The sequence below is a fragment of the Micromonospora sp. NPDC048894 genome, from assembly GCF_040649765.1.
Taxonomy (GTDB): Bacteria; Actinomycetota; Actinomycetes; order Mycobacteriales; family Micromonosporaceae; genus Micromonospora; species Micromonospora antibiotica.
In genome coordinates, this window is the sequence record NZ_JBEZFY010000002.1 from 152,910 (window position 1) to 176,269 (window position 23,360).

The 23,360-nt window shown below is 74.4% G+C and carries 19 protein-coding genes; 10 read left to right on the forward strand and 9 right to left on the reverse strand.

Features of this window, described 5'->3' with window-relative positions; genetic code table 11:
- Positions 1–71 precede the first annotated feature (71 nt).
- Genes AB0C22_RS04615 through AB0C22_RS04635 form a run of 5 tightly spaced genes read right to left on the reverse strand, consistent with a single transcriptional unit; the run spans position 72 to position 4,258 of the window.
- Complete coding sequence (locus AB0C22_RS04615; protein ID WP_357533481.1) at positions 72–1,064, reverse strand: zinc-binding dehydrogenase; 993 nt, start codon at positions 1,062–1,064, stop codon at positions 72–74.
- A complete protein-coding gene (locus tag AB0C22_RS04620; RefSeq protein ID WP_208565987.1) occupies positions 1,064–1,426 on the reverse strand; it encodes a hypothetical protein in 363 nt (120 codons plus the stop codon). The genes AB0C22_RS04615 and AB0C22_RS04620 overlap by 1 nt, the downstream gene beginning before the upstream one ends.
- On the reverse strand, positions 1,423–2,286 hold the full coding sequence (locus tag AB0C22_RS04625) for an extradiol ring-cleavage dioxygenase (protein WP_145920058.1): 864 nt from the start codon (positions 2,284–2,286) through the stop codon (positions 1,423–1,425). Before AB0C22_RS04625 ends, AB0C22_RS04620 begins: the two co-directional genes overlap by 4 nt.
- A 32-nt stretch (positions 2,287–2,318) precedes the next feature.
- The gene (locus tag AB0C22_RS04630) at positions 2,319–3,116 is read right to left on the reverse strand and encodes a citryl-CoA lyase (protein ID WP_219461930.1); all 798 of its coding nucleotides are present in this window, start codon (positions 3,114–3,116) and stop codon (positions 2,319–2,321) included.
- Positions 3,098–4,258, reverse strand: coding sequence for a CoA transferase (locus tag AB0C22_RS04635; protein WP_219461928.1), 1,161 nt, complete (start codon positions 4,256–4,258; stop codon positions 3,098–3,100). The genes AB0C22_RS04630 and AB0C22_RS04635 overlap by 19 nt, the downstream gene beginning before the upstream one ends.
- A 249-nt stretch (positions 4,259–4,507) precedes the next feature.
- On the opposite strand from AB0C22_RS04635, the gene AB0C22_RS04640 reads away from it, so the two are divergent.
- On the forward strand, positions 4,508–5,968 hold the full coding sequence (locus tag AB0C22_RS04640; protein WP_219461925.1) for an amidohydrolase family protein: 1,461 nt from the start codon (positions 4,508–4,510) through the stop codon (positions 5,966–5,968).
- A 61-nt stretch (positions 5,969–6,029) separates the two neighbouring features.
- Positions 6,030–6,848, forward strand: coding sequence for an IclR family transcriptional regulator C-terminal domain-containing protein (locus tag AB0C22_RS04645; RefSeq protein WP_208565991.1), 819 nt, complete (start codon positions 6,030–6,032; stop codon positions 6,846–6,848).
- Here AB0C22_RS04645 and AB0C22_RS04650 read toward each other — a convergent pair.
- The gene (locus tag AB0C22_RS04650) at positions 6,779–7,477 is read right to left on the reverse strand and encodes a TetR/AcrR family transcriptional regulator (protein WP_357533484.1); all 699 of its coding nucleotides are present in this window, start codon (positions 7,475–7,477) and stop codon (positions 6,779–6,781) included. The genes AB0C22_RS04645 and AB0C22_RS04650 overlap by 70 nt on opposite strands.
- Positions 7,478–7,668: 191 nt before the next feature.
- On the opposite strand from AB0C22_RS04650, the gene AB0C22_RS04655 reads away from it, so the two are divergent.
- Entirely contained in the window at positions 7,669–8,835 is a 1,167-nt protein-coding gene (locus AB0C22_RS04655) for an acyl-CoA dehydrogenase family protein (protein ID WP_357018595.1), read from the forward strand.
- Positions 8,825–9,964, forward strand: a complete 1,140-nt coding sequence (locus AB0C22_RS04660) for a CaiB/BaiF CoA-transferase family protein (RefSeq protein ID WP_357533486.1) — start codon at positions 8,825–8,827, stop codon at positions 9,962–9,964. Before AB0C22_RS04655 ends, AB0C22_RS04660 begins: the two co-directional genes overlap by 11 nt.
- Positions 9,965–9,980: 16 nt before the next feature.
- On the opposite strand, the gene AB0C22_RS04665 is transcribed toward AB0C22_RS04660, so the two are convergent.
- Entirely contained in the window at positions 9,981–10,628 is a 648-nt protein-coding gene (locus AB0C22_RS04665; RefSeq protein WP_219461912.1) for a DUF2238 domain-containing protein, read from the reverse strand.
- Positions 10,629–10,887: 259 nt separating this feature from the next.
- On the opposite strand from AB0C22_RS04665, the gene AB0C22_RS04670 reads away from it, so the two are divergent.
- The 3 genes from AB0C22_RS04670 (at position 10,888) to AB0C22_RS04680 (ending at position 14,472) form a co-directional block, all read left to right on the forward strand.
- On the forward strand, positions 10,888–12,498 hold the full coding sequence (locus AB0C22_RS04670) for an RICIN domain-containing protein (RefSeq protein ID WP_357533488.1): 1,611 nt from the start codon (positions 10,888–10,890) through the stop codon (positions 12,496–12,498).
- Between the two features lie 172 nt (positions 12,499–12,670).
- Positions 12,671–13,648 (forward strand): ATP-binding cassette domain-containing protein, encoded by a 978-nt coding sequence (locus AB0C22_RS04675; RefSeq protein ID WP_219461907.1) that lies wholly within the window; start codon positions 12,671–12,673, stop codon positions 13,646–13,648.
- Complete coding sequence (locus AB0C22_RS04680) at positions 13,645–14,472, forward strand: ABC transporter permease (protein WP_357533491.1); 828 nt, start codon at positions 13,645–13,647, stop codon at positions 14,470–14,472. Before AB0C22_RS04675 ends, AB0C22_RS04680 begins: the two co-directional genes overlap by 4 nt.
- Here AB0C22_RS04680 and AB0C22_RS04685 read toward each other — a convergent pair.
- Together AB0C22_RS04685 and AB0C22_RS04690 are read right to left on the reverse strand one after the other, a co-directional pair.
- Positions 14,432–17,650, reverse strand: a complete 3,219-nt coding sequence (locus AB0C22_RS04685) for a BTAD domain-containing putative transcriptional regulator (RefSeq protein ID WP_357533493.1) — start codon at positions 17,648–17,650, stop codon at positions 14,432–14,434. The genes AB0C22_RS04680 and AB0C22_RS04685 overlap by 41 nt on opposite strands.
- A gap of 48 nt (positions 17,651–17,698) precedes the next feature.
- Positions 17,699–18,823 (reverse strand): hypothetical protein, encoded by a 1,125-nt coding sequence (locus tag AB0C22_RS04690; protein ID WP_357533495.1) that lies wholly within the window; start codon positions 18,821–18,823, stop codon positions 17,699–17,701.
- A 270-nt stretch (positions 18,824–19,093) separates the two neighbouring features.
- Between AB0C22_RS04690 and AB0C22_RS04695 the strand changes: the two genes are divergently transcribed.
- The 3 genes from AB0C22_RS04695 (at position 19,094) to AB0C22_RS04705 (ending at position 23,356) form a co-directional block, all read left to right on the forward strand.
- Positions 19,094–20,740, forward strand: a complete 1,647-nt coding sequence (locus AB0C22_RS04695; protein WP_357534020.1) for an ABC transporter ATP-binding protein — start codon at positions 19,094–19,096, stop codon at positions 20,738–20,740.
- A complete protein-coding gene (locus AB0C22_RS04700) occupies positions 20,737–22,470 on the forward strand; it encodes an ABC transporter ATP-binding protein (RefSeq protein WP_357533497.1) in 1,734 nt (577 codons plus the stop codon). Before AB0C22_RS04695 ends, AB0C22_RS04700 begins: the two co-directional genes overlap by 4 nt.
- 181 nt (positions 22,471–22,651) lie before the next feature.
- The gene (locus AB0C22_RS04705; RefSeq protein ID WP_357533499.1) at positions 22,652–23,356 is read left to right on the forward strand and encodes a VOC family protein; all 705 of its coding nucleotides are present in this window, start codon (positions 22,652–22,654) and stop codon (positions 23,354–23,356) included.
- Positions 23,357–23,360 lie beyond the last annotated feature (4 nt).

Below are 23,360 nucleotides of genomic sequence, written 5' to 3' on the forward strand. Positions count from 1 at the left end.
GCTCCCGCCCGCAGACGACGGCATCGCCGGTCGGCCGACGCTGTCGCCGACGGGCTGCACGGAGCGGACGGTCAGCCCGGGGGCACCAGCACGAACCGGCCGGCGGTGGTGCCGGCGCGCTGGTCGGCCCAGGCCTGCGCCGCCTCGGCCAGCGGCCGTACCTGGTGGGTGACGGTCAACCGACCGGCGGCGGCGTGCCCGGCGACCAGGGCGATCGCCGTGGCGCGTTCGGCGGCGGTCAGCTCGTTGTTGGTGTAGCCCAGGATCCGCAACGACCCGCCGCGCAGGGTCGCCGAGTCGATCGTCGTGGTCGGTGCGGCCGAGCCGCCGAGGTTGACCAGCCGGCCGCCCGGGGCCAGGGCGCGCAGGGCCGCCGCGGCGGGCACCCCGAACAGGGGGTCCAGCACCAGGTCCACCGGGCCGGCGGCGGCCTGCCGGAACCGCCGGGCGAGGGTCTCCGGATCGTCGGTGTCGGCGAGCCGGACCACCGCGTCCGCGCCGCAGCGGCGGGCGGAGTAGACGGCGGCGTCGGACCGGCAGGCCGCGACCACCCGGCCCGCCCCGGCGAGCCGGGCGAGTTGCACCGCGGCCTGACCGACCGTGCCACCGGCGGCCAGCACCAGCACCACCTCCCCGGGGCGCAGGCCGCCCCGCAGGGTCAACGCCGCCCAGGCGGCGACCGCCGAGAGCCCGAGGGCAGCCACCAGGCAGTGGTCGGCGTCGTCCGGCAGCACGACCGGGTCGGCGGCGGGGACCACCGCGTACCCGGCCAGGCTGCCGTCACCGGGGGCCAGTCCCGCCCGGGTCGGGAACCAGACCGGGGTGCCGTCGTCGAGGGTGCCCACGCCCTGCACCCCCGGGACGTACGGCAGCGCCGGGGCGCCCAGGTAGGAGGTGCCCGAGGCGCAGAGCAGGTCCAGCGGGGTCAGCGGGGCGGCGGTGACCCGTACCCGCACCTCACCCTCGGCCGGCACCGGGCGGGGGCGGGTGACCACCTCGGGTGGCTCGCCGTGACCGGTGACGACGACGGCGGGCATCGACGCGGCGTCGGGTCCGGCGGTCATCAGGTGGCGATGTCCGGGTAGGGCAGCGAGAAGTGGGCCAACCGCAGGCCGTACTGCTTCTGGTAGGCCATCGGCTCGTCGTGGTCCCGCTCGAACATGGCGATGAACAGGGTCAACGTCAGGAACGGGTGGGCGCCGAGAGCGAAGAGCCGGACGTGGTCGTGGCTGGCCAACGCGTCGCGTTCCTCGTCGGTGAACCGCAGCCAGGTGCTCGCCTCACCGGTGGTGCAGTTCAGCACGGCATTGGCGCGTTCGGCCTCCCACCAGGCCACCGTGGCGTGCGGGTCGGTGCGGTAGCGCTCGACCAGCTCCGGATCGCGGTCGACGGTGTAGAGGAACTTGTCGACCAGGTAGCGGCTCATGCCGGCGCTCCGTTCGGATACCAGGTGAAGTACGCCTCCATGGTGTGGAACAGGTCCAGGGTGTCCACGTGGTCGGCCTTGGCGCCCGCGCCGGCCACCCCCATCATCAGCATGAAGTCCATGAAACCGTGGGTGGCGTTGCCGGGGGCGTGCAGGCTGTCCAGGGTCACCTCGGACAGGCAGCCGTCGAGGTCGCCGTTGGCGATCCACTCCACCGCCCGGCGGTCGAACTCCGGGTCCGGGCCCTGCGGGCCGAACTGGCGGGGCCCGCCCAGCTCCAACGACAGGTGGCCGGTGCCGATGACGGCCACCCGCAGGTGGCTCGGCCAGCTCTCGACGATCTCCCGGATGGCCGCGCCGAGCTGCACGAACCGTTTCGGCTGCGGCAGCGGCGGGGCGAAGATGTTGGTGTAGATCGGCACGATCGGCAGGTCCGCCTCGGGCCGCAGCGTGATGATCGGGCAGGTGATGCTGTGGTCGATGCGCAGCTCGTTGCTGAATGCCAGGTCGAAACCGGCGTCCAGGCCGGCCCGCAGCACGTGGGCCGACAGGTCCTCCTGGCCGCGCAGCAGCATCCGGGGCAGCCCGAACTCGCGTTCCTCGTTGTACCAGTTGGCGTCGTAGAACGGGGCCTTGCCGACCAGGAACTGCGGCATGTTGTCCAGCCAGAGCTGGTGGAAGTGGTCCGAGCCGACCATCACCAGCACGTCCGGCCTGGCCCGGGTGAGGGTCTCCCGGAACGCGAGGATCTTGCGGGCCCACTCGTCGGCGAACGGGGGCCGGTCCTCGCCGGTGGCGGTGGTGGCGCGGTAGTAGAACGGGTGGTGGGTGGAGGCGATGACCGCGACGACCTGGGCCATGGCCGCTCCTCTCGCAGACGGTGGGGTGGGGATCAGTCGGCGTCGTCCGGCACGTACCGGGCGTTGCGGTCGACGGTGCGGTAGATGTCCATGCCGAGCGGGCGGCGGCGTTCCTCGGCGAGGTGGCCGAGCAGGCCGGCGGTGCGGGCCAGCAGCGCGAAGCCGCGCAGCAGGTCGATGGGCAGGCCGAGGTCGGCCAGGGCCGCGCCACACACCCCCGCGCCGTTGAGCGGCAGGGTGCGGCCGAGCACCTGCGGGTGGACCCGGCCGATCGCCTCGAACAGCCGCAGGTGCGGCCCGCGCAGCCCCTCCTGCTCGGCGATCGCGATCAGCACCGGGGTGCGCGGGTCGGTCTCCTTGTGCACCGGGTGGCCGAGCCCCGGCACCAGGCGCTTGGCGGCGCGGGCGGCGCGGACCGCGTCCAGGGCGACGGCGTCCCAGCCGGCGTCGTCGGTGGGTGGCTCGGTGAGACCGGCGAGGGTGTCGGCGAGGAACCGGCCGCAGTCTTCGGTGACGCCGAGGAAGCGGGAGCCGCCGCCGAGCAGGCCGGCGGCGATCGCGCCCTGCAACGCCTCCGGCGCGCTGAGGTACGTCAGCCGGGCGGCGATCGCGGTGGGGGTGAAGCCGTGGTCGGCCAGGGCCACCAGGACGGTCTCGAAGACGCGGACCTCGCCGGGGCCGGGGCGACGCCCGGCGACCAGCCAGAAGGCCAGTTCACCGAAGCCCACCCGACCCATCAGGTCACCGGCCAGGTCCTGACCGAGTAGCCGGATGGTGGTCGGGTCGGAGGTGCCGATCGAGGTCGGGAAGTCTAGCTGCCGGTCAGCCACGCGCGGATCTCCTCGCCGTGTTCGTCGAGCGCGGGCGGCGGGGTGCCGTACCGCGCGGGGGTGTCCGAAAGGGTGATCGGGTGCCGGATGCCGGGGACCGCGGCGGCGCCCTCGCCGACGGTGACCACCGGGTCCAGCCCGAGGCGTTCGGCGAACGCGACCCCGCCGTCGATGGTGTTGATCGGGGCGCAGGGCACCCCGGCGGCCATCAGGTCGGTGAACCACTCGTCGCGGGTGCGCCGGCGCAGCCGCTCGACCAGCAGCGGACGTAGTTCCTCCCGGTTGGCGGTGCGGTCCTGGTTGCGGGTGAACCGGGGGTCGTCGACCAGTTCCGGCAGGTCGAGCACCTGGCAGAGCCGGCGGAACTGCCCGTCGTTGCCGGCGATCACGATCAGCTCGCCGTCGGCGACGGGCAACGGCTCGTACGGGAAGAGGCTGGGGTGGGCGTTGCCCATCCGGAAGGGCACCACTCCGCCCGCGACGTAGCCGCTGCTGTGGTTGACCAGCCCGGACAGCGCGGAGGAGAGCAGGTTGACCTCGACGTGCTGGCCGCGCCCCGAGTCGTGGCGGTGGTGCAGGGCGGCCAGGATGCCGATCGACGCGTGCAGCCCGGCCATCACGTCGAACACGGAGATGCCGGCCCGGTAGGGCGAGCCGTCCGGGTCGCCGGTGAGGCTCATCAGCCCGGAGATCGCCTGCACCATCAGGTCGTATCCGGGGTAGCCCGCGCCCGCGCCGGTGCCGAACCCGCTGATCGAGGCGTAGACCACCCGGGGGTTGCCGGCGGCCACGGTGTCGTAGTCGAGGGCGAAGCGGCGCAGCCCGCCGGGCTTGAAGTTCTCGATCAGGACGTCGGCCCGGGCGGCCAGCCGGTGGGCCACGGCCAGGTCGTCGGGGTCCTTCAGGTCGAGGGCGATGGACCGCTTGTTGCGGTTGATGCCCAGGTAGTAGGTGGAGACGTCGTCGCGGACCGGGGGCATCCACGTGCGGGTGTCGTCGCCGCCGGGCCCCTCCACCTTGATCACTTCGGCGCCGAGGTCGGCCAGCAGCATGGTGGCGTACGGCCCGGCGAGGATGCGGGAGAAGTCGGCCACCACGACGCCGTGCAGCGGGCCGGTCCGGCCCGGTGTCTCCTCCGCCATGATCCACCCTCTCGTTGACCGCTAGACGGACGAGTGTCCGCTCGATCAGTTTCCCGATGACTCCATGAGACGTCAACACCTCGACTAAATTCTCGGGAAACTCCCAGGTCCACGCGTTAGAAAGCAACCGGAGACACGACGGTAACGTGCTCTTGACATGGTCGGCGACCGGGAACACACTGGCGAAACCCTGATCTGACCGTAGAGCGGACAAGCGTCCGCAGGCACCCCGGAACGGAAGTGGCGGCGATGAGTGCGAACGAGGGGCGGACACCGGCGGCAGGCCAGCCGGTGGTCTTCCGCAACGGCCTGGTGCTGACCATGGACGACACCCACACGGTGCTCCCCCGCGCCGACGTGCTGGTGATCGACGACCGGATCGCCGCCGTCGGCGCGGAACTGGCCGTGCCGGAGGGCACCTGGGAGATCGACGCGGCCGGCGGCATCGTCATGCCCGGCATGATCGACACCCACCGGCACATGTGGCAGACCGCGATGCGCGGCTACGGTGCCGACTGGACGCTGACCCAGTATTTCGTCTGGTACTACCTGGAGTCCGGCAAGCTGTTCCGCCCCGAGGACGTCTACGCCGGCAACCTGCTCGCCGCCATCGAAGCGGTCGACGCCGGCGTCACCACCACCGTGGACTGGTCACACGGCCTGCAGACCCCGCAGCACGCCGATGCCGCCGTCGACGCCCTGGAGGCGGTGCCGGGCCGGTTCGTGCTCGCCTACGGCAACCTGCAACAGGGTCCGTGGGAGTGGGCCACCACCCCCGAGTTCCGCGACTTCGTCACCCGCCGCATCCACGGCCGCGGCGACCGGCTCGGCTTCCAGATGGCCTTCGACGTCACCGGCGACCCGGCCTTCCCCGAGCGGGCCGCCTTCGAGGTGGCCCGGGACCTCGGGGTGCCGGTCACCACCCACGCCGGGGTGTGGGGGGCCACCAACGACGACGGCATCCGGCTGATGCACGAGCACGGGTTCATGACCGACTCGACGGTCTACGTGCACGCCGCCACCCTCAACCGCGACTCGTACCACCGGATCGCGGCAACCGGCGGCTCGGTCTCGGTGTCCACCGAGAGCGAGCAGAGCGCAGGCCAGGGCTACCCGCCCACCTGGCAGCTACGGCACCACGACATCCCGGTCTCGCTGTCCATGGACACGAGCGTCTGGTGGAGCGGGGACCTGTTCTCCGCGATGCGCGCCACGCTGAGCGCCGACCGGTCCCGGGAACACCTCGAGGCGCACGGTCGACAGGAGACCGTCACCCACTGCCACCTGCGCGCCGAGCAGGTGGTGGAGTGGGCCACCCGGGGCGGTGCCCGGGCCCTGGGCCTCGACCACCTCGTCGGCGCCCTCACCCCGGGCCGCAAGGCGGACGTGGTGCTGATCAAGAACGACAACTCCCCGGTGATGTTCCCGATCCTGCACCCCTACGGCCACGTGGTGTTCCAGGCCCAGCGCGGCGACGTGCACACCGTGCTGATCGACGGCCGGCTGGTCAAGCACGAGCACCGGCTGGTCGGCGTCGACCTCGCCGCCGCCCGCGCCGCCGTCGGACGCACCGTCGAACACCTCACCGACACCATGGGCGCCGACGCGTGGGAGAAGGGGATGAACCCGGACGTCCCCGAGACCGCGGTGCTGGACAACCCGTACACCTACACCCAGTGGGACGCCGGCTCGGCGCAGTGGAAACAATAGCCATCCGACGCGCCCGGCGGTGACCACCCGCCGGGCGCGGGGCAGCCAGCGAAGGGACTCCATGGGGCGCGAGGCCGGAACCGACTTCATCGAGGCGCTGGCGCGCGGCCTCGACGTGCTGCGCTGCTTCCGTCCGGGCCAGCCGACGATGACCCTCAGCGAGATCGCGGCGGTGACCGGGCTGGCCCGCCCCACCGTGCGGCGCATCCTGCTCACCCTGGAGGAGTTGGGCTACGTCCGCACCGCCGACCGGGGCTTCGCGCTCACCCCCCGGGTGCTGGAGCTGGGCGTGGCATACGTCAACTCGTTGAGCATCTGGGACGTGGCCCGCCCGCACATGCGACAGCTGGTGACCGAGACCGACGAGTCGACGTCGCTGGCCCAGCTCGACGGCAGCGACATCGTCTACGTGTCCCGGGTCGCGGTGCCCAAGATCGTCACGCTCGCGGTGACCATCGGCACCCGGTTCCCGGCCGTGGCCACCTCGATGGGCAAGGTGCTGCTGGCCGCCCTCACCCCGGCGGAACTCACCGCCGTACTGGCCGTGCCCGGCCGTTCCGGCATCACCGCCCGCTGGCGGCCGGACCGCGACGAGCTGGACCGGGAGCTGCGTGAGGTGCGGGCACGCGGCTGGGCCCTGGCCGACCAGGACCTGGCCGCCGGCATCCGGTCGATCGCCACCGGGGTACGCGACGGCGACGGCCGGGTGGTGGCCGCGCTCAACGTCACGGTGCACGCCGCCGAGACCTCACTGGAACGGCTCACCGACGAGCACCTGCCCCGCCTGCTGCGCACCGCCGCCGGGATCAGTCAGGACTGGGCCCGGCTCGACACCGTGCCGATGGCGGTGCAACGGCCCGATCCGGCTCCACCCGCCTGAGAGGCCCCGGCCGGGCCGACGACCGCCGGATAGACCTGCTCCACGATGGTCAGCAGGGTGGCGGTCAGCAGCAGGTGCACCTGGTCACGGTCCAACGCGCCCCGCTGGAGCCACTCCCGGGCGGTCGCGGTGGCCAGCCCGCCGTACGCCCGGATCATGGCGCGCAGTTCGGCCCGGCGGACGGTCACGTCGGCCAGCCCCACCGCCACCAGGACGCTGTCCGCCGCGACCTCCTCGGCCTCGGTGAGCACCCGGGCGACGTCGGCGTCGTGGCCCATCCCCCCGGCGGTCACCGCGGCCAGCCAGGAATCGCGGTGCCGGGACACCACGTCGAGGAACCAGGTGACGCTGGCGTCGACCCGGGTGCGCAGGTCACCGGCGGGTAGTCGCTCGACGGCCACCCCGGGCACGGTCACCATCACCCGGACGACCTCCAGGTAGAGCTGCTTCTTGGTGCCGAAGTAGTGGTTGATCAGGCCCCGGGCCACCCCGGCCTCGCGGGCGACGTCGGTGGTGGACACGTCGGCGTAGGGGCGCGCGCCGAACAGCCTCACCGCGCAGGCGAGGATCTGCCCGCGCCGGGCGTCGGGCTCCAGCCGCCGTCGCCGTGATTCCGTGTCAACGCTCACCCGCCGCACCCTATCGGCAGGTCGGCGCGACACACCCCGGGCCGACGACGGGTCCCGTCAGCCGGGCGGCGGCGGCTGCGCCGGTCTCCCCGACCCGGTGCGGCACCGGTCCGCTCGGGCAGACCGGGCGGGCCACCGGACGATGATCAGGAATTGTTGACACGCCGCCAACAGGGCGTGAGGGTGTATCCATGCCGACGCCTGGACTCCACGACTACTCCCCACCGTGGCGCGCGCCCGAGCACGACGACCTCGCCGACCTGGCCCGTGACTTCTTCACCCGGGAGGTGCTGCCGCACACCGAACGGCTGCTGGCGCAGGGCCACCCGGACCGCGACCACTACCGGCGTGCCGGCGAGCTGGGCCTGCTCGGCCTGTCCGTGCCCGAGGAGTACGGCGGCGGAGGCGGCGGTTTCACCCACGAGGCGGTCCTGCTGCACGAGCAGGCGCACGTCGGGGAGAGCACCCTCGGCCTCGGCGTGCACAGCGGCATCGTCACCGGTTACCTGGTCGCCTACGGCAGTGCCGAACAGAAGCGCCGCTGGCTGCCCGGCCTGTGCCGCGGCGAACTGGTCGGGGCGATCGCGATGACCGAACCCGACGGCGGCTCCGACCTGCAGGCGATGCGGACCCGGGCCGTCCGCGACGGCGACGACTACCTGGTCACCGGGGCCAAGACGTTCATCAGCAACGGCGGCCTCGCGGACCTGCTCATCCTGGCCGTCAAGACCGACCCGACGCAACGGGCCGCCGGCATCTCCCTGCTGGTCTGCGAGGTCGCCGACGACCGGGCCGGGTTCCGGCGGGGCCGGCTGCTGTCCAAGATCGGGCTGCACGGCAACGACACCGCCGAGCTGTTCTTCGACGACCTGCGGGTGCCGACGACGCACCTGCTCGGCGGGGCCGAAGGGCTCGGCTTCGGCCAGATGATGCGGCAACTGCCCCAGGAACGCCTGGTCATCGGCATCGGGGCGGTCGCGGCGATGCAGCGGGCGGTGGAGCTGACCACCGCGTACGTCAAGGAACGCACCGCCTTCGGCAAACCGCTGATCGGCCACCAGAACACCCGGATGGTGCTGGCCGAGTGCGCCACCCGCACCCGGGTCAGCCGGGTCTTCCTCGACGACTGCATCGCCCGGCACGACCGGGGCGAGCTGGACGTGGCCACCGCGGCGATGGCGAAGGCCTGGCTCACCGAGGGGCAGTGCGAGGTCGTCGACCGTTGCCTGCAGCTGTTCGGCGGCTACGGCTACACCACCGAGTACCCGATCGCCCGGATGTACGCCGACGCCCGGGTGCAGAAGATCTACGGCGGCACCAACGAGATCATGAAGGAGCTGATCGCCCGTGCCCTCTGACCGCCGGCCCGACGCCACCGGGCCGCTGGCCGGGGTGCGGGTGGTGGAGCTGGCGAGCCTGGCCCCGGCCCCGTTCGGCTGCATGGTGCTGGCCGACCTCGGCGCGGACGTGGTGCGCGTCGACCGGCCCGGCGGCCCCGCCCCGGGACGACTGGCCGCCCCGACGACCGGGCCGCTGCACCGGGGCCGCCGGGTCACCACCCTGGACCTGAAGACCCCCGCCGGGGTGGCCGACCTGCTGCGCCTGGTCGAACGGGCCGACGTGCTGGTCGAGGCGTACCGGCCGGGGGTGGCCGAGCGGCTCGGTTTCGGGCCCCGGACCTGCCGGGACCGCAACCCCCGCCTGGTGTACGCCCGGTTGACCGGCTGGGGTCAGGACGGTCCGCTGGCCGCCCGCGCCGGGCACGACATCGACTACATCGCGCTGTCCGGCGCGCTGGAACCGCTGGGCCGTCCCGGTGAACGCCCGCACGCCCCGCTGAACCTGCTGGGCGACTTCGCCGGGGGCGGGATGCTGCTCGCCACCGGCGTGCTGGCCGCGCTGCTGGAACGGGAACGCTCCGGCCTCGGGCAGGTGGTCGACGCCGCGATGGTCGACGGGTCGGCGCTGCTCACCGCGTTCCTGCACGGGATGCTCGGCGACGGTCGGTGGTCCGCGCCCCGCGGTGCCAACCTGCTCGACGGCGGCGCCCCGTTCTACGACACCTACCGCACCGCCGACGACCGGTTCGTGGCGGTGGGCGCGTTGGAGCCGGCGTTCTACGCCGCGCTGCTGACCGGGCTGGGCCTGGCCGACGACCCGACGCTGCCCGCCCAGCACGACCCGGACGGCTGGCCGGAGCTGCGCCGCCGGTTCACCGCCCGGTTCGCCGAACGCACCCGCGACGAGTGGACGGCGGTCTTCGCCGACCTCGACGCCTGTGTCGCGCCGGTGCTCGCCCCCACCGAGGCGCACCGCCATCCGCACAACGCCGCCCGGGGCACCTTCGTCGCGGTGGGCGGCGAGGTGCAGCCGGCACCGGCACCCCGGTTCGCCCGGACGCCCGCCGCTGCGCCGCGACCGGCACCGGACCCGGCGGACCCGCTGGACGTCGCCACCGTCCTCGACGACTGGGCCGACCGGCCGTGACCTGCCGCCCGGCCGGTCAGCCCACCGCGACGGCAGGAGCCGGGCGGGCGGGCGTCGCGGCCGGCAGCTGACGGTCGTGCCACCGGCTGAGCAGGGTCAGCGAGGTGACCGCCCCGACCAGCGCGAGGAACATGTCCCACTGGGTGTCCCAGACGTCGCCCTGGGTGCCGAGGAAGTCGGCGGCGGCGGAGCCACCGGCCACCGAGGACCACCACTCGATCATCTCGAAGAAGGCGCTGAAGGCCAGGCAGGCACAGACCACCAGCGGGGCGAGCCAGCGGCTGCCCCGCAACGGGGACCGGCGGACGAGGATCTCGCGGACCAGGATCGCCGGGACGAAGCCCTGCACGAAGTGCCCGAGCCGGTCGTACGGGTTGCGGGAGAGGTCGAGCGCGTCGCGTACCCAGTCGCCCAACGGGACCCGTGCGTAGGTCCAGTGCCCGCCCACGATGAGGATCAGCGCGTGCGCCGCCAGCAGGCAGCACAGCAGGGTGGTCAACGGGAACCGCCGCCACACCAGTAGCACCACCGGCACCCCGACGATCACCCAGACCGTCTCCAGCAGCCAGGTGAGCCGGTCGTAAGGGTGCAGGCCGGACAGCAGCAGCGCCACGACGACGAGGCCCAGCAGCACGGGCGGGACGAGCGTACGGGCCCGGGTCACGGCGACCACCTGTCCGGAGACGAGCGGGCGGCCCGGTCGCCGCCCGGCCGCTGACGATAACAGCGCCCCGCACCGCACCGGCACCGGTGGGCCGGTCGGCACGTCGGCCGCACGGGTGCCCCCGTTCGGCCGACGGGACGGTGTCCTGGCCTGCCCGGATCGGCACTGATCGGCGGGCAATTGCCCGAATCCACCTCTGTCGATACGGTACAGCCGGAGGCCGCCCGTCCCGGCACCGCACCCCCGCAGAAGGAGCCCCATGCCACCCGTCACCCCCACCCGGAGATCCCGCCCCCGGCGACCCGGCCTGCTGGCCGTCACCGTCCTCGCCCTGGTCGCCACCGCCACCACCGTCGCCCCACCGGCCGCCTCGGCGGCCACCGTCGACCCCGGCGCGGACTACGTGCTCGTCAACCGCAACAGTGGCAAGGCGATGGACCTGTACGACTGGGCCACCGCCGACGGCGCACCGGTCAAGCAGTACACCCGCAACGACCTCGCCGTGCAGCGGTGGCGCTTCGTCGACGTCGGCAGCGGCTACCACCAGATCCGCTCGGCGCACAGCGGCAAGGTCCTCGAACTGCCCAACGCCCTCGACGGCACCGCCCTGGTGCAGAACCCGGCCGCCAGCGGCAACACCCGGCAGCACTTCCGGCTCGTCGACTCCACGGGCGGTTACGTCCGGCTGCTCAACCGGCACTCCGGCAAGGCCCTCGACGTTTGGGAACGGTCCACCGCCGACGGGGCGACCATCTCCCAGTACCAGGACCTCGACGGGGCCAACCAGCAGTGGCAGCTCGTCCGGCCGGGCGGCACGGCCGACTGCGGCAGCGGCGCGTTCCAGGCCGAGGCGGTGCTGGCCGGCGGCACCTGGACCGCCCGCAACGGTGGCACGACCGTGCACACCGGCACCGACCTGCGGGCCGCCGTGCAGGCCGCGGTGAACAGCCTCACCGCCGGGCGGACCAGCAAGCAGCGGGTGGTGGTGCGCGGCTCGGGCACGATGAGCGCCAACTCCCGCATCTCGCTGCCCAGCTACACCACCCTCGACGTGTGCGGGACGATCAACGTCACCGGCACCGGCTCGGGGGACCAGGCCCCCGTCTACTCCCGGGGCACCACCCAGGTCGAGGTGCAGCACCTCACCCTCACCGGCACCCCGCTCTACGGGGTCTTCCTGCGCAACGTCACCAACGTCGTGCTGGGGCAGCTCGACATGCGGCTCTCCGCCGGCCTCGGCGTCCGCGTCGACAACCGGGGCGACACCAGCCAGTGGACCCGCAACGTGCGCATCGACAACGTGTACGTCTCGGGCGCCAGCTCGCACGCCGTGGAGACGTACGGGGTGGACGGGCTGACCGTGGGCACCGTCACCGCCCGCAACGTCGGCGAGTCCGGCCTGCTGCTCAACCAGACCATCAACGCCACCGTGTCCACCGTGGACGCCGAGAACGCCGGCACCGGCACCGGGTACGCCGCGTTCCGGATGGCCAACCGCAACGGCCGCATCGGCGACAGCTACCCGACCAACATCCGGGTCGGCACCGTCCGGGCCCGGGGCGGCGGCCGGGGCGTCTTCTGCGTCTCCGAGTCCGGCGGGGCGACGATCGACCGGGTCGACATCGCCAACACCGGCAACAACGCCGTGCTGATCGAGAACTGCTACGGGGTGAGCCTGGCCACCAACGGCGGAACCATCAGCGGCGGCGGCGAGGTGCGGCTGGCCGAACGCACCGAGTTCCCCGGCAACCGGGACCTCACCCTGCGCAACTTCACCCTGGTCAACAACCGGATCGTGGAGAACCCCTGCGCCGACAACCTGACCATCAGCAACATCACCCTGACCAACTCGACCATCGTCCGCTGCTGACCCGACCCGCCGACGACCGCGCGGCCCCACCGCCGGCGGTGGGGCCACCGCACCATCCCCCCGGGCCACCGCAGCATCCCCCGGGCCACCGCAGCACCCCCTGCCTGCGGATGTCAGCCGGTGTCGGCGGCGTGTCGGCGCGGTGTCAGCCGACCGGCGCACGCTGCACGGCATGACAGCTGAACTGATGATCGAGGCCGAGGGCCTGGTCAAGTCCTTCGGCCGCACCCGGGCGTTGCAGGGGGTGGACCTCGCCGTGCCCCGGGGCACCGTGCTCGGGGTGCTCGGCCCCAACGGGGCCGGCAAGACCACCGCCGTGCGCATCCTGTCCACGCTGCTGACCCCGGACGCCGGCACCGCCCGGATCAACGGCCTCGACGTGGTACGCCAGGCCGAGCGGGTCCGGCAGTCCATCGGCCTCACCGGCCAGTACGCCTCGGTCGACGAGGACCTGACCGGGCGGCAGAACCTGGAACTGTTCGGGACGCTGCTGGAACTCGGCCGGGCCGGCGCGCGACGGCGGGCAGCCGAACTGCTCGACTGGTTCGACCTGACCGCCGCCGCGAACCGGCCGGCCAAGACCTACTCCGGTGGGATGCGCCGCCGGCTGGACCTGGCCGCCAGCCTGGTCGGCTCACCGGACGTGATCTTCCTGGACGAGCCGACGACGGGCCTCGACCCGGCCAAGCGCGAGGACATGTGGGACGTGGTCCGGTCGCTGGTGACCAACGGGGCGACCGTGCTGCTCACCACGCAGTACCTGGAGGAGGCCGACGCGCTGGCCGACGCCATCACGGTGATCGACCACGGCCGCGTCATCGCCCACGACACCCCGGACGGGCTCAAGCGGATCGTCGGCGGACAGACCCTGGAGGTACGCCCGACCGACCCGGCACAGCTGGCCCCGACGGCGGCGATCCTGTCCCGGGTGGGCTCCGGCGCACCCGCCGACGAGATCCGCCGGGGTGTGCTCGCGGTACCGGTCTCCGACGACTCCGCGCTGACCGAGAGCGTCGCCCGGCTGGCCGCCGCCGGCATCGCGGTCACCGAACTCTCGCTGCACCTGCCGAGCCTCGACGAGGTCTTCTTCACCCTCACCGGCCGCACCGCGGCCGACGACGACACCACCCGTACGGAGGTCGCCGCATGAGCACCCTGACCGGCACCCCGCCCCGCACCGGGCCGACGCTGTCCACGGTCGTGGCGCAGCCCCGGCCGTTGCGCCTGCTGCGGCACTCGCTGGCGCTGGCCAAACGCAGCCTGATCAAGACCTGGCGGACCCCGGAGGCGTTGATCGACGTCACCCTGCAACCGGTGCTGTTCCTGGTCATCTTCGTGTACGTCTTCGGTGGCGCGGTCGCCGGCTCCACCCACGACTACCTCCAGTACCTGCTGCCGGGCATCCTGGCGCAGACCATCGCCACCGGGTGCATCGCGATCGGTGTCAACCTCAACACCGACATCGCCAAGGGCATCTTCGACCGGTTCCGTTCGCTGCCCGTCCCCCGGTCCGCACCGCTGGTCGGGGCGGTGTTCGGCGACGTGGTGCGGTACGTGATCGTGACCGTGTCGACGCTGGCGATCGGCTACCTGCTCGGCTTCCGGATCGAGTCCGGCCCGGTGCAGGCCCTCGCCGGGTGCCTGCTCGCGGTGCTGTTCGCGCTCTGCCTGAGCTGGCTGCCGGTCTACGTCGGGATGAAGGTCCGCACGCCGGGCGCGGTGCAGGGGGTGATGTTCGCGCTGATCATGCCGTTGAGCTTCGCGTCCAACGTGTTCGTCGCCGCCGGCACCCTGCCGGGCTGGATGCAGGCGGTGGTGACGGTGAACCCGCTGACCCACCTGGTGACGGCGATGCGCGGACTGTTCCTCGGCACCCCGGTCGGCAACCACGTGTGGTGGACGCTGCTGTGGTGCGCCGGCTTCGTGGCGGTGTTCATGCCACTGGCGCTGCGGGCGTACCGTCGGCGGGTGTGATCCGGCCGAGCAGGTCGTCCATCAGCTCGCCGATGCGGGTGGCGGCCGCGGCGGCCGGCCGCGCCCGCCACCCGGCCAGCAACGGCTCCCGCCGCGCCTCGTCACCGAGGGCGGCGGTGAGCCGTTCCCCGATGCCCGACGGGAAGAACGCCGCCGAGTTGCTGCCCAGCCGGGTGCCGAGCGCGAACAACTCCCGGGCGGTCCCGACGTCGTCGCGCCAGGCGGCGAGTTCGGCGCCACCCAACGCCCAGGTCCCGATCACCGGCAGGTCCCGCGACGACAGCGCCTCCGCACCGGCGGCGGCCAGCAGGTCGGTGGCGCGGGCGTCGACGTCGCGCCGGGCGGCCGGCCAGACCTCGGCGATCCGCAGGCGCAGCACCGCCACCGCGACCCGCAGCACGACCCGGGGCTGCGGTGGCGGGCCGGTCCAGCCGGCCAGCGCGCGGACCACCGCGTCGGCGTGGTCGAGCGCCTCGGCATGCCGCCCGCGCTGCCAGGCGAGGCGGGCCAACCCCAGGCCCGCCTGCGCGGTCTCCACCTCCTCGCCCTGACCGGGGGTCGCCGTCTCGACCAACCGCCGCTCGGCCGCCGGGTCACCGCGCAGCGCGAGCTGCACGTCCAGCACCACCTGGGCGGCGCGGACGTCCTGGGTGGCGCCGATCAGCTCCATGTGGTGCACGCCGCGCGCCAGCCACTCGGTGGACCTGCCGTCGGTGGGAGTCAGGCCGTGCCCGACGACCTGCGCCGCCATCGCCATCCCCCAGTGGTCGCCGGCCGTCTCGAACCGACGGTACGCCTGCTCGGCGTCGGCCACCGAGGCCGCCGGCAGACCCCCGCTGTCCCCGATCGCCGCGCGGGCGAACAGGCCGAAGCCCTGCACGTACGGGTCGGGATGCTCGATCAGGGTGAAGGTGCCCGGCAGCGCCAACTCCGGGTCGAGATGGTCGAACGCCGGCAGCACCGAGGCGAGCACCGCGTGCCGGGAGGAGACCTCCCGGGGGCGCTCGGTCAACAGCCGGCGCAGGGCCCGGCGGGCGAGCACGGCGAGCCGGAGCGGGCCGGTGATGCCGGCGTTGACCACCACCAGCAGGCACATCCAGGCCAGCCGGTCGGCGTCGGGCAACGGCCGACCGCCGCTGCGGCCGGAGACGATCGCCGAGCCGTGTCGCCGCCCGGGGGCGTCGAGGTGCAGCAGGCCCCGGGACCAGCCGGAGACCTCCAGGTGCAGGCCCCGTACCGCCCACAGGTGAAACAGCGGGGTGGCGATGTCCACCACGGCCGGTTCGTCGTCGTGCCCGAGCGCCCACCGCAGGCCGGCGACGAGGTTGTCCTGCTCGGCGGCGCACCTGGCGAACGCGTCGAGCTGGTCGGGGCCGATGAACCGGTCGAGCAGCCCGGTCGCCTGCCGCCGGGCCCAGCCGACCAGGCCGGCCATGGCGGTGGCGCGGTCACCGGCGGCGTCGAGCCGGGCCTCGCCGTACTCGCGGACGGTCTCCAGCATCCGGTAGCGGGGTGGGCCGTCGCCCTCGACGAGGGTCAGCAGGGACTGTTCGACCAGCCGCGCCAGCCCACGCCGGACGTCGGGGACACCGGCGACGGCGGCGGCGAGGTCGGCGGTGAACGGGGCGGGGACCACCGCGACCCGCTGGAGCAGGTCCCGGTCGGCGGGGGCGAGGAGTTCCCGGCTCCAGTCGACCATCGCCCACAGGCTCGCGTGCCGCTCCGGCAGGCCACGCAGCGCGGCGTCGAGCAGGGCGAACCGGTCGGTCAGCCCGGCGAGCACGTCGTCGATCGGCATGTGCCGCAGCCGGGCCGCGGCCAGTTCGAGGGCCAGCGGCAGGTTGTCCAGCCGGTGACACAGCGCCAACGTGCGGTCGGTGTCCCCGGTGGGCACCGCACCACCGGCGCGGGCCCGGGACTCGACCAGGGCCACCGCATCGGCGTCGGGCAGCACGGCCAAGCGGTGCACCCGTTCACCGGCCAGACCCAGCGGCGCCCGGCTGGTCGCCAGCACGGTCACCTCCGGTGGGCACACCGCGACCAGGTCCGCGACGACGGCCGCCACCGGATCCAGGAGATGTTCACAGTTGTCCAGCACCACCAGGCCGTCGAGATCCGGCGCGAGGGCACGCAGCCGCTCCTGCGGGGTGAGCACCCGCCGGTCGAGACCCAGGGGGCCGCCGGCCGTCGTGGTGTCCGCCCCGCCGAGAGCAGCCAGGACGGTGGGCAGCACCTCCTCGGGGGCCCGCAGGCCGGCGAGTTCGATCACCCGGGCCGGTCGTCCGGCCGCCACCGCCCGGCGTACCACCTCGGCGGCGAGCCGGGTCTTGCCCGCGCCACCGGTGGCCACGACGGTCACCAGCGCCGCCTCGGTCAGCGCCACCTCCACCGCCTCGACGTCGTGCTCCCGGCCGACGAGCGCCGTCGCCGGCCGCCGCCACGCGGCCGGCAGGGCGGTCCGGGTCGACGTGACCGGCGACGCCGGGCCGGTCGGGGCGGTCAGTTCACCCCGCAGCAACGCCAGGTGGACCTGGCTAATCACCGGCGACGGGTCGGTGCCGTAGCGGTCGGCCAGTTCGGTGCGCAACCGCGCGACCACCTCCAGGGCCTCGGCGTCGCGCCCCTGGGCGGCGAGCATCCGGACCAGCAGGGCGGCCGACGGCTCGTCCGGCGGGGTCCGCGCGACGAGCCGCCGCAGGTCACTGTCGTCATACGGGCCGGGGCCGGTCAACGCCGCCTCGGCGCGCAACGCGACGACGTCGGCGAACAGCCGGCTGGTCTCCTCGGTGTCCCAGGCCGGGACCTCGGGGAACAGCACCCGGGCCGCGTCGGCGGCGTCCCGGGCGGCCGGCCCGGCACCGTCACGCAGGGCGGCCCGGCCCCGCTCCAGCAGCGACCGGGCCCGGACCGCGTCGACGGTGACCTGTTCGGCGGGCAACCGGTAGCCACCCGGCACCGCGAGCACCGGCAGCCCGAGCCGGCGTACCCGGGAGACCAGGGCCTGTACCGCGCCGGTCGCGTCGTCCGGGGGCGTGCCGTCCCACACCGCGTCCACCAGCAACGGGGTGGAGACCGCCCGGCCCCGCGCGTCGACCAGCGTGCGGATCACGGCGGCGAGCCGTTCGCCCCGGACCGGCCGGCCGTCGACGGCGAGCGGGCCGAGGATGCTGATCTGCACGGGTCCAGCATCCCTCACCGGGACACCCGGCCGTCGCCGTCCCCCGCTTCAGTGGCGGGTCCGCCGCGCCCGGACGACCCCGACCAGCGCCGCCAGCAGCAGGCCGGCGACGATCACCCCGACCCCCAGCAGCAGCGACCGGGTCCCGTCGACGCCGGACCGGGCAACGGCGGTGGCGGTCGCGCCCGGGGACGCTGCTGTCGGGGCACCACTGGACGCTGCTGTCGGGGCTGCGTCGGACGCCGTCGGGGCGGGTGGGGACGACACGGCCGGCGTGGGGGCCGCCGGGCGGGCGTAACGCAGCACCGTCGGCCGGGTGCCGGGTGGCTGACCGGCGGTCTCGGAGACGGTGAGCAGCCAGCGGCCGTCGCGGCTGTAACTGACCGACTCGCCCTGCGGCTCGTCGGGCAGCGCCACGGTCCGGGGCGTGCCGCCGGTCAGCGCGGCCACCACGTCGCCGTCGGTCACCTCGTACTCGAAGGCGTCGGCGTAGGTGCGCAGCACGACCCGGCGGCCGTCCGGGGCGACGGCCCCGCCGGTGACCAGCCGACGGCCGAAGAACGAGTACGGGTTCGGGGTCGTGGTGAGTGGCAACCGGACCTGCCCGGCCAGCGTCAACGGCACCGTCGCGCCGGCCCTCAGCGGCCCGGCCGGCAGGTAGACGCCGGCGCTGCCGCCCTGCTTGGTCACCAGCACCGGCCGGCCGGCCCCGTCGAGCAGCAGCGCCTCCGCGTCGTGCGCCCCGTCGGGGTACGCCAGGCGGTGCAGCACCGGCCGGCGGGCCCCGGGCGCGAGCTTCCACAGCGCCACCGTCGACCGGGTCCGGTCGTTGTCGCCGGTGTCGGCGACCCAGACCGTGCCGTCCGCGCCGACCGCCAGGTCCTCGGTGTCGCGGGGCCGCGACGGGTAGGCCACCGTGCGCACCACCGCACACCGGGTGTCGAGGAAGAAGATGCGCCGCCGGGACGCCTCGTCGGCGCCGTCGTTGACCATCACGAACCCGGAGTCGGTGGCGACCATGCCGGAGATCTCGGTCAGCCGCCCGTCGCGGACCCGGCACACCGTGGCCGGTGCCGCCGCACGCGCCGGGTCGGGGACGGCCACCGTCGCCGTGCCGACGACGAGCAGCGTGGTGAGCAGCGACGACAAGCGGGTTGCCGGCCGCCGCGTCATCGCCCCTCCCCCGCCGTGGCCGGCGACCCCCCGCCGACGATCCGAGCACAGGAGCTTGCCGGTCGCCGTACGCCGCGTCAATGCCGCCACCCCGCCGGGCACTGAGGTGTACGCCACCGCGCCGTGGCCGCGTACGGGCCGGTGCGGCCGACGGCCGGTGACTAGCCTGGGTCGGTGCCTCCACGCCTGCCCCACCCGGACCCGGGCACCCCGGACACGGCGGGGCCGCTGCGGTACATCTGGTGGCTGGTCCGCAGCCAACCGTGGCGGGTGCTGCGCGGGTCACTGTTCGGCACGGTCTGGATGGTGGGGTTGTCGGTGCGGCCGTTCCTGGTCGCCCGTGCCGTCGACGACGGGCTGCGCACCGGCGACACCGGGGCGCTGCTCGGCTGGGTCGCCGCGATCGTCGTCGCCGGGGCCGCGCTGGCCTGGGCGGGCATCATGCGGCACCGGACCATGACGTTCATCCGCGAGGACGCCAGCGCCCGCTCGGCGGCCGTGCTGCTGCGGCAACTCGCCCGGGTCGGGGCGGTGCTGCCCCGCCGGCTCGCCGCCGGGGACGTCGCCACCGTCGGCGGGTACGACATCGTGCGCACCTCGCAGGTGCTCACGCTGACCGGCCCCGGGGTGGGCGCGGTACTGGCGTACGCGGTCGCGGCCGTGGTGCTCTGGTCGATCGACCCGGTGCTGGCGCTGGTGACGCTGCTCGGGGTGCCGGTGATCGCGCTGGTCGTGGGCCCGCTGCTGCGCCGGCTGGAGCGGGCCGAGGCGGTCTACCGGCAACAGCAGGGCGAGCTGACCACCCGGGCCGACGACATCGTCGCCGGCCTGCGGGTGCTCGCCGGGGTGGGCGGCCGGCACCTGTTCGCCCGCCGGTACGCCGCCCGGTCGCAACGGCTGCGGGCCGAGGGCTACCGGGTCGGTGCGGTGCTCAGCTGGGTCGACGCGCTGACCGCCGTCATCCCCGGGCTGTTCCTCGCCGTGGTGGTGTGGCTGGCCGCCCGCACGGCCGCGGCGGGCGAGATCACCGTCGGGCAACTGGTGGCCGTCTACGGCTACGTGGCGGTGCTCATCGTGCCGGTCTGGTTCCTGCTGGAGGGCAGCTACCAGTTGATCCAGGGCCGGGTCGCCGCCCGGCGGATCGTCGACCTGCTCCGGCTCGCCCCCGACCCGGTGGGCGGCCCGGCGACCTGTCCCGCCCCGGCCGGCCCGGCCCCGCTGCACGACCCCGACAGCGGGCTGACGGTCCCGGTGGGCCGGTTGATCGGCGTCGCCGCCGACGACCCGGGCGACGCGGCGGCCCTGGCCGACCGGCTGGGGCGGTACGTCACCGGCGCGGCCACCTGGGGCGGGGTCCCGCTGACGGCCGTCGACCTCGACGAGGTGCGCTCCCGCATCCTGGTCGCCGACCACGACGGGTACCTCTTCGCCGGGACGCTGCGGCAGATCCTCGCCGGTCCACAGGGCACCGTCGACGACGCCCGGATCGACGCGGCGTTGCACGTGGCGTCGGCCCGCGACGTCGTCGAAGGGCTGCCCGACGGTCTCGACGCCCCGGTCGGCGACCGGGCCCGTACCCTCTCCGGCGGTCAGCGGCAGCGGGTCCGGCTGGCCCGCGCCCTGCTCGCCGACCCGGAGGTGCTGATCCTGGTCGACCCGACGTCGGCGGTGGACGCACACACCGAGGCCCGGGTGGCGCAGCGCCTGCGGCTGGCCCGTACAGGCCGCACGACGGTGCTGCTGAGCACCTCACCGGTGCTGCTCGGGCACGCCGACACGGTCGCCCACCTGCGCGACGGCCGGATCACCGGCACCGGGACGCACACCGCGCTGCTGGCCGCCGACCCGGACTACCGGCGGCTGGTCTGGCGGACCAGCGGCACCGACGACACGCCGGTGGGGCGGGCCGGACGATGACGAAGCTCCCGGTCGCGAGTGCGGCGGTGGTCCGGCGGGCCGCCCGCGACGTGCTCGCCGGTGACCGGTGGGCGGTCGTCGGGGTGCTGGCGTTACACAGCGCCGCCGCCCTCGCCGGGCTGGCCGCGCCGTGGCTGATCGGGCGGATCGTCGACCAGGTCACCGCCGGGGCCGGGGCGGGCGCGGTGGACCGGCTGGCGCTGGCCATCGGGGGCTGCGTGCTGGTGCAGGGGCTGCTCGCCCGCTACGCCCAGTACGCCGGGCACCGGTTCGGTGAGCGGGCCGTGGCGCGGCTGCGCGAGGACTTCGTGACCCGCCTGCTCGGCCTGCCCGTCTCGGTGGTCGAGCACGCCGGCACCGGTGACCTGGCCACCCGCAGCTCGGTGGACGTGTCCACGGTGGGCACCATGCTGCGTGACGTGGTGCCGGTGCTGGTCATCGCGGGCACCCAGTTGACGCTGCTGTTCGGCGCGGTGTTCCTGCTGGACCCGCTGCTCGGCCTGGTCGCGCTCGCCGGGTTCCCGTCGATCGGGTTGGCGGTCCACCGGTATCTGCGCCGGGCCACCCCCGCCTACCTGGCCGAGGGGGCGGCGACGGCGGAGCTGACCGAGGCGCTGACCACGACAGCCGAGGGCGCCCGCACCGTCGAGGCGTTGCGGCTGGGCCGTGACCGGGTCGCCCACGGCACCGCCCGCATCGGCGCGGTGTGGACCACCCGACGGGCCACCCTCGCCCTGCGGTCGGCGTTCTTTCCGGTGGTGGAGGGCAGCTATCCGCTCCCGATCGCCGCCGTGCTGCTCACCGGGGGTGTCCTGCTGTCGCGGGGACGGGTCAGCCTGGGTGAGGTGGTCGCCGCCGCGCTCTACCTGCAACAGGCGATCGACCCGCTGGACCGGCTGTTGCTGTGGGTGGAGCAGGCGCAGCGCGGCGTCGCCTCGTACGCCCGGGTGCTCGGGGTGGGGCAGGTGCCGCCGGAGCCCCGGGGCCGGGCGGCCCTGCCCACCGGGCGCGTGGTGCAGGTGCGCGGGGCGACGTTCCGGTACGCGGGCGGCCCGCAGGTGCTGCACGGCATCGACCTGACGGTCGCGGCGGGCGAACGGCTGGCCGTGGTCGGCCCGTCCGGGGCGGGCAAGTCCACCCTGGCCCGGTTGCTCGCCGGCATCGACGTGCCCGCCCGGGGGATGGTGAGCCTCGGCGGGGTCCCGGTCACCGACCTCGACCCGGCCGAACGCCGCCGCCGGATCGCCCTGGTCACCCAGGAGCACCACGTCTTCCTCGGTACGCTGCGGGACAACCTGGTGTTCGCCGCGCCGGGCGGCACCGACGCGCAGTTGCGGGCCGCCCTGGCGGCGGTGGGGGCCGACTGGCACGCCGATCTGCCGGACGGCCTCGACACCCCGCTCGGGGCCGGGGTGCGCGACCTGGGCCCGGCCGAGGCCCAGCAGTTGGCGTTGGCCCGGCTCGTCCTGGCCGACCCGGACATCCTGATCCTCGACGAGGCGACCGCCGCGCTGGACCCGACGACCGCCCGGCGCACCGAGCGGGCGCTCGGTGCGGTGCTGGCCGGCCGGACGGTGATCGCCATCGCGCACCGGCTCAACACCGCGCACGACGCCGACCGGGTGGCGGTGCTGGAGGACGGCCGGATCACCGAGATCGGCCGGCACGACGACCTGGTCGCCAGCGACGGCGTCTACGCGTCCCTGTGGCGTTCCTGGCACGGCCACTGACCGGGCACCCGCCGGGTGCCGCCGGCGGCTGGGGCGGGCAGCTGGGGGCGCGAGACCGGCGCGGCGGGCACGGCTGGGGCGAGACCGGCGCGGCGGGCGGGGATCGGGCCCGCCGCGCGCTCCGGTCGGGGCCCGGCGATATTGCCTTGTCGCCGCACCGGCCGGTGTCTACGGTGCGGTGATGCTCTCGGGACCCCTGACGTTGACCCTCGACGCCCGACATCCGACCCGACTGGCGCGCTTCTGGGCCGGCCTGCTCGACCGGGAGGTCGTCGAGGACGCCACCGGTGGGGCGCTCCTGCCCGGCACGGACACCCAGCTCGGCCTCCGGTTCGTCCCGAGCCCCACCCGCAAGGCCGGTCCGAACCGGATGCACCTGCACCTGACCAGCACCAGCCCCGACGACCAGCAGCGGCAGGTGGCGACCGCGCTGGACCTCGGCGGCGCCCACCTCGACGTCGGGCAGCGACCCGAGGAGGGGCACATCGTGCTGGCCGACCCCGAGGGCAACGAGTTCTGCGTCATCGAGGCGGACAACAACTTCCTCGCCGGTTGCGGTCCACTCGGGGAGATCGCCTGCGACGGCACCCGGGCGGTCGGTCTCTTCTGGAGCGCGGCGTTGGGCTGGCCGCTGGTCTGGGACCAGGACCAGGAGACCGCCGTCCAGTCACCGCACGGCGGCACGAAGATCGCCTGGGGTGGTCCGCCCGTGGCTCCCAGGCAGGGCCGCAACCGGCAGCGACTGGACCTCGCCCCCGAGGGCGACCAGCAGGCGGAGGTCGACCGACTGGTCGCCCTCGGGGCCACCCGGCTGGATGCCGGCGCGGACGGCGACATCGTGCTGGCCGATCCGGACGGCAACGAGTTCTGCGTGACGGCGAGCTGATCAC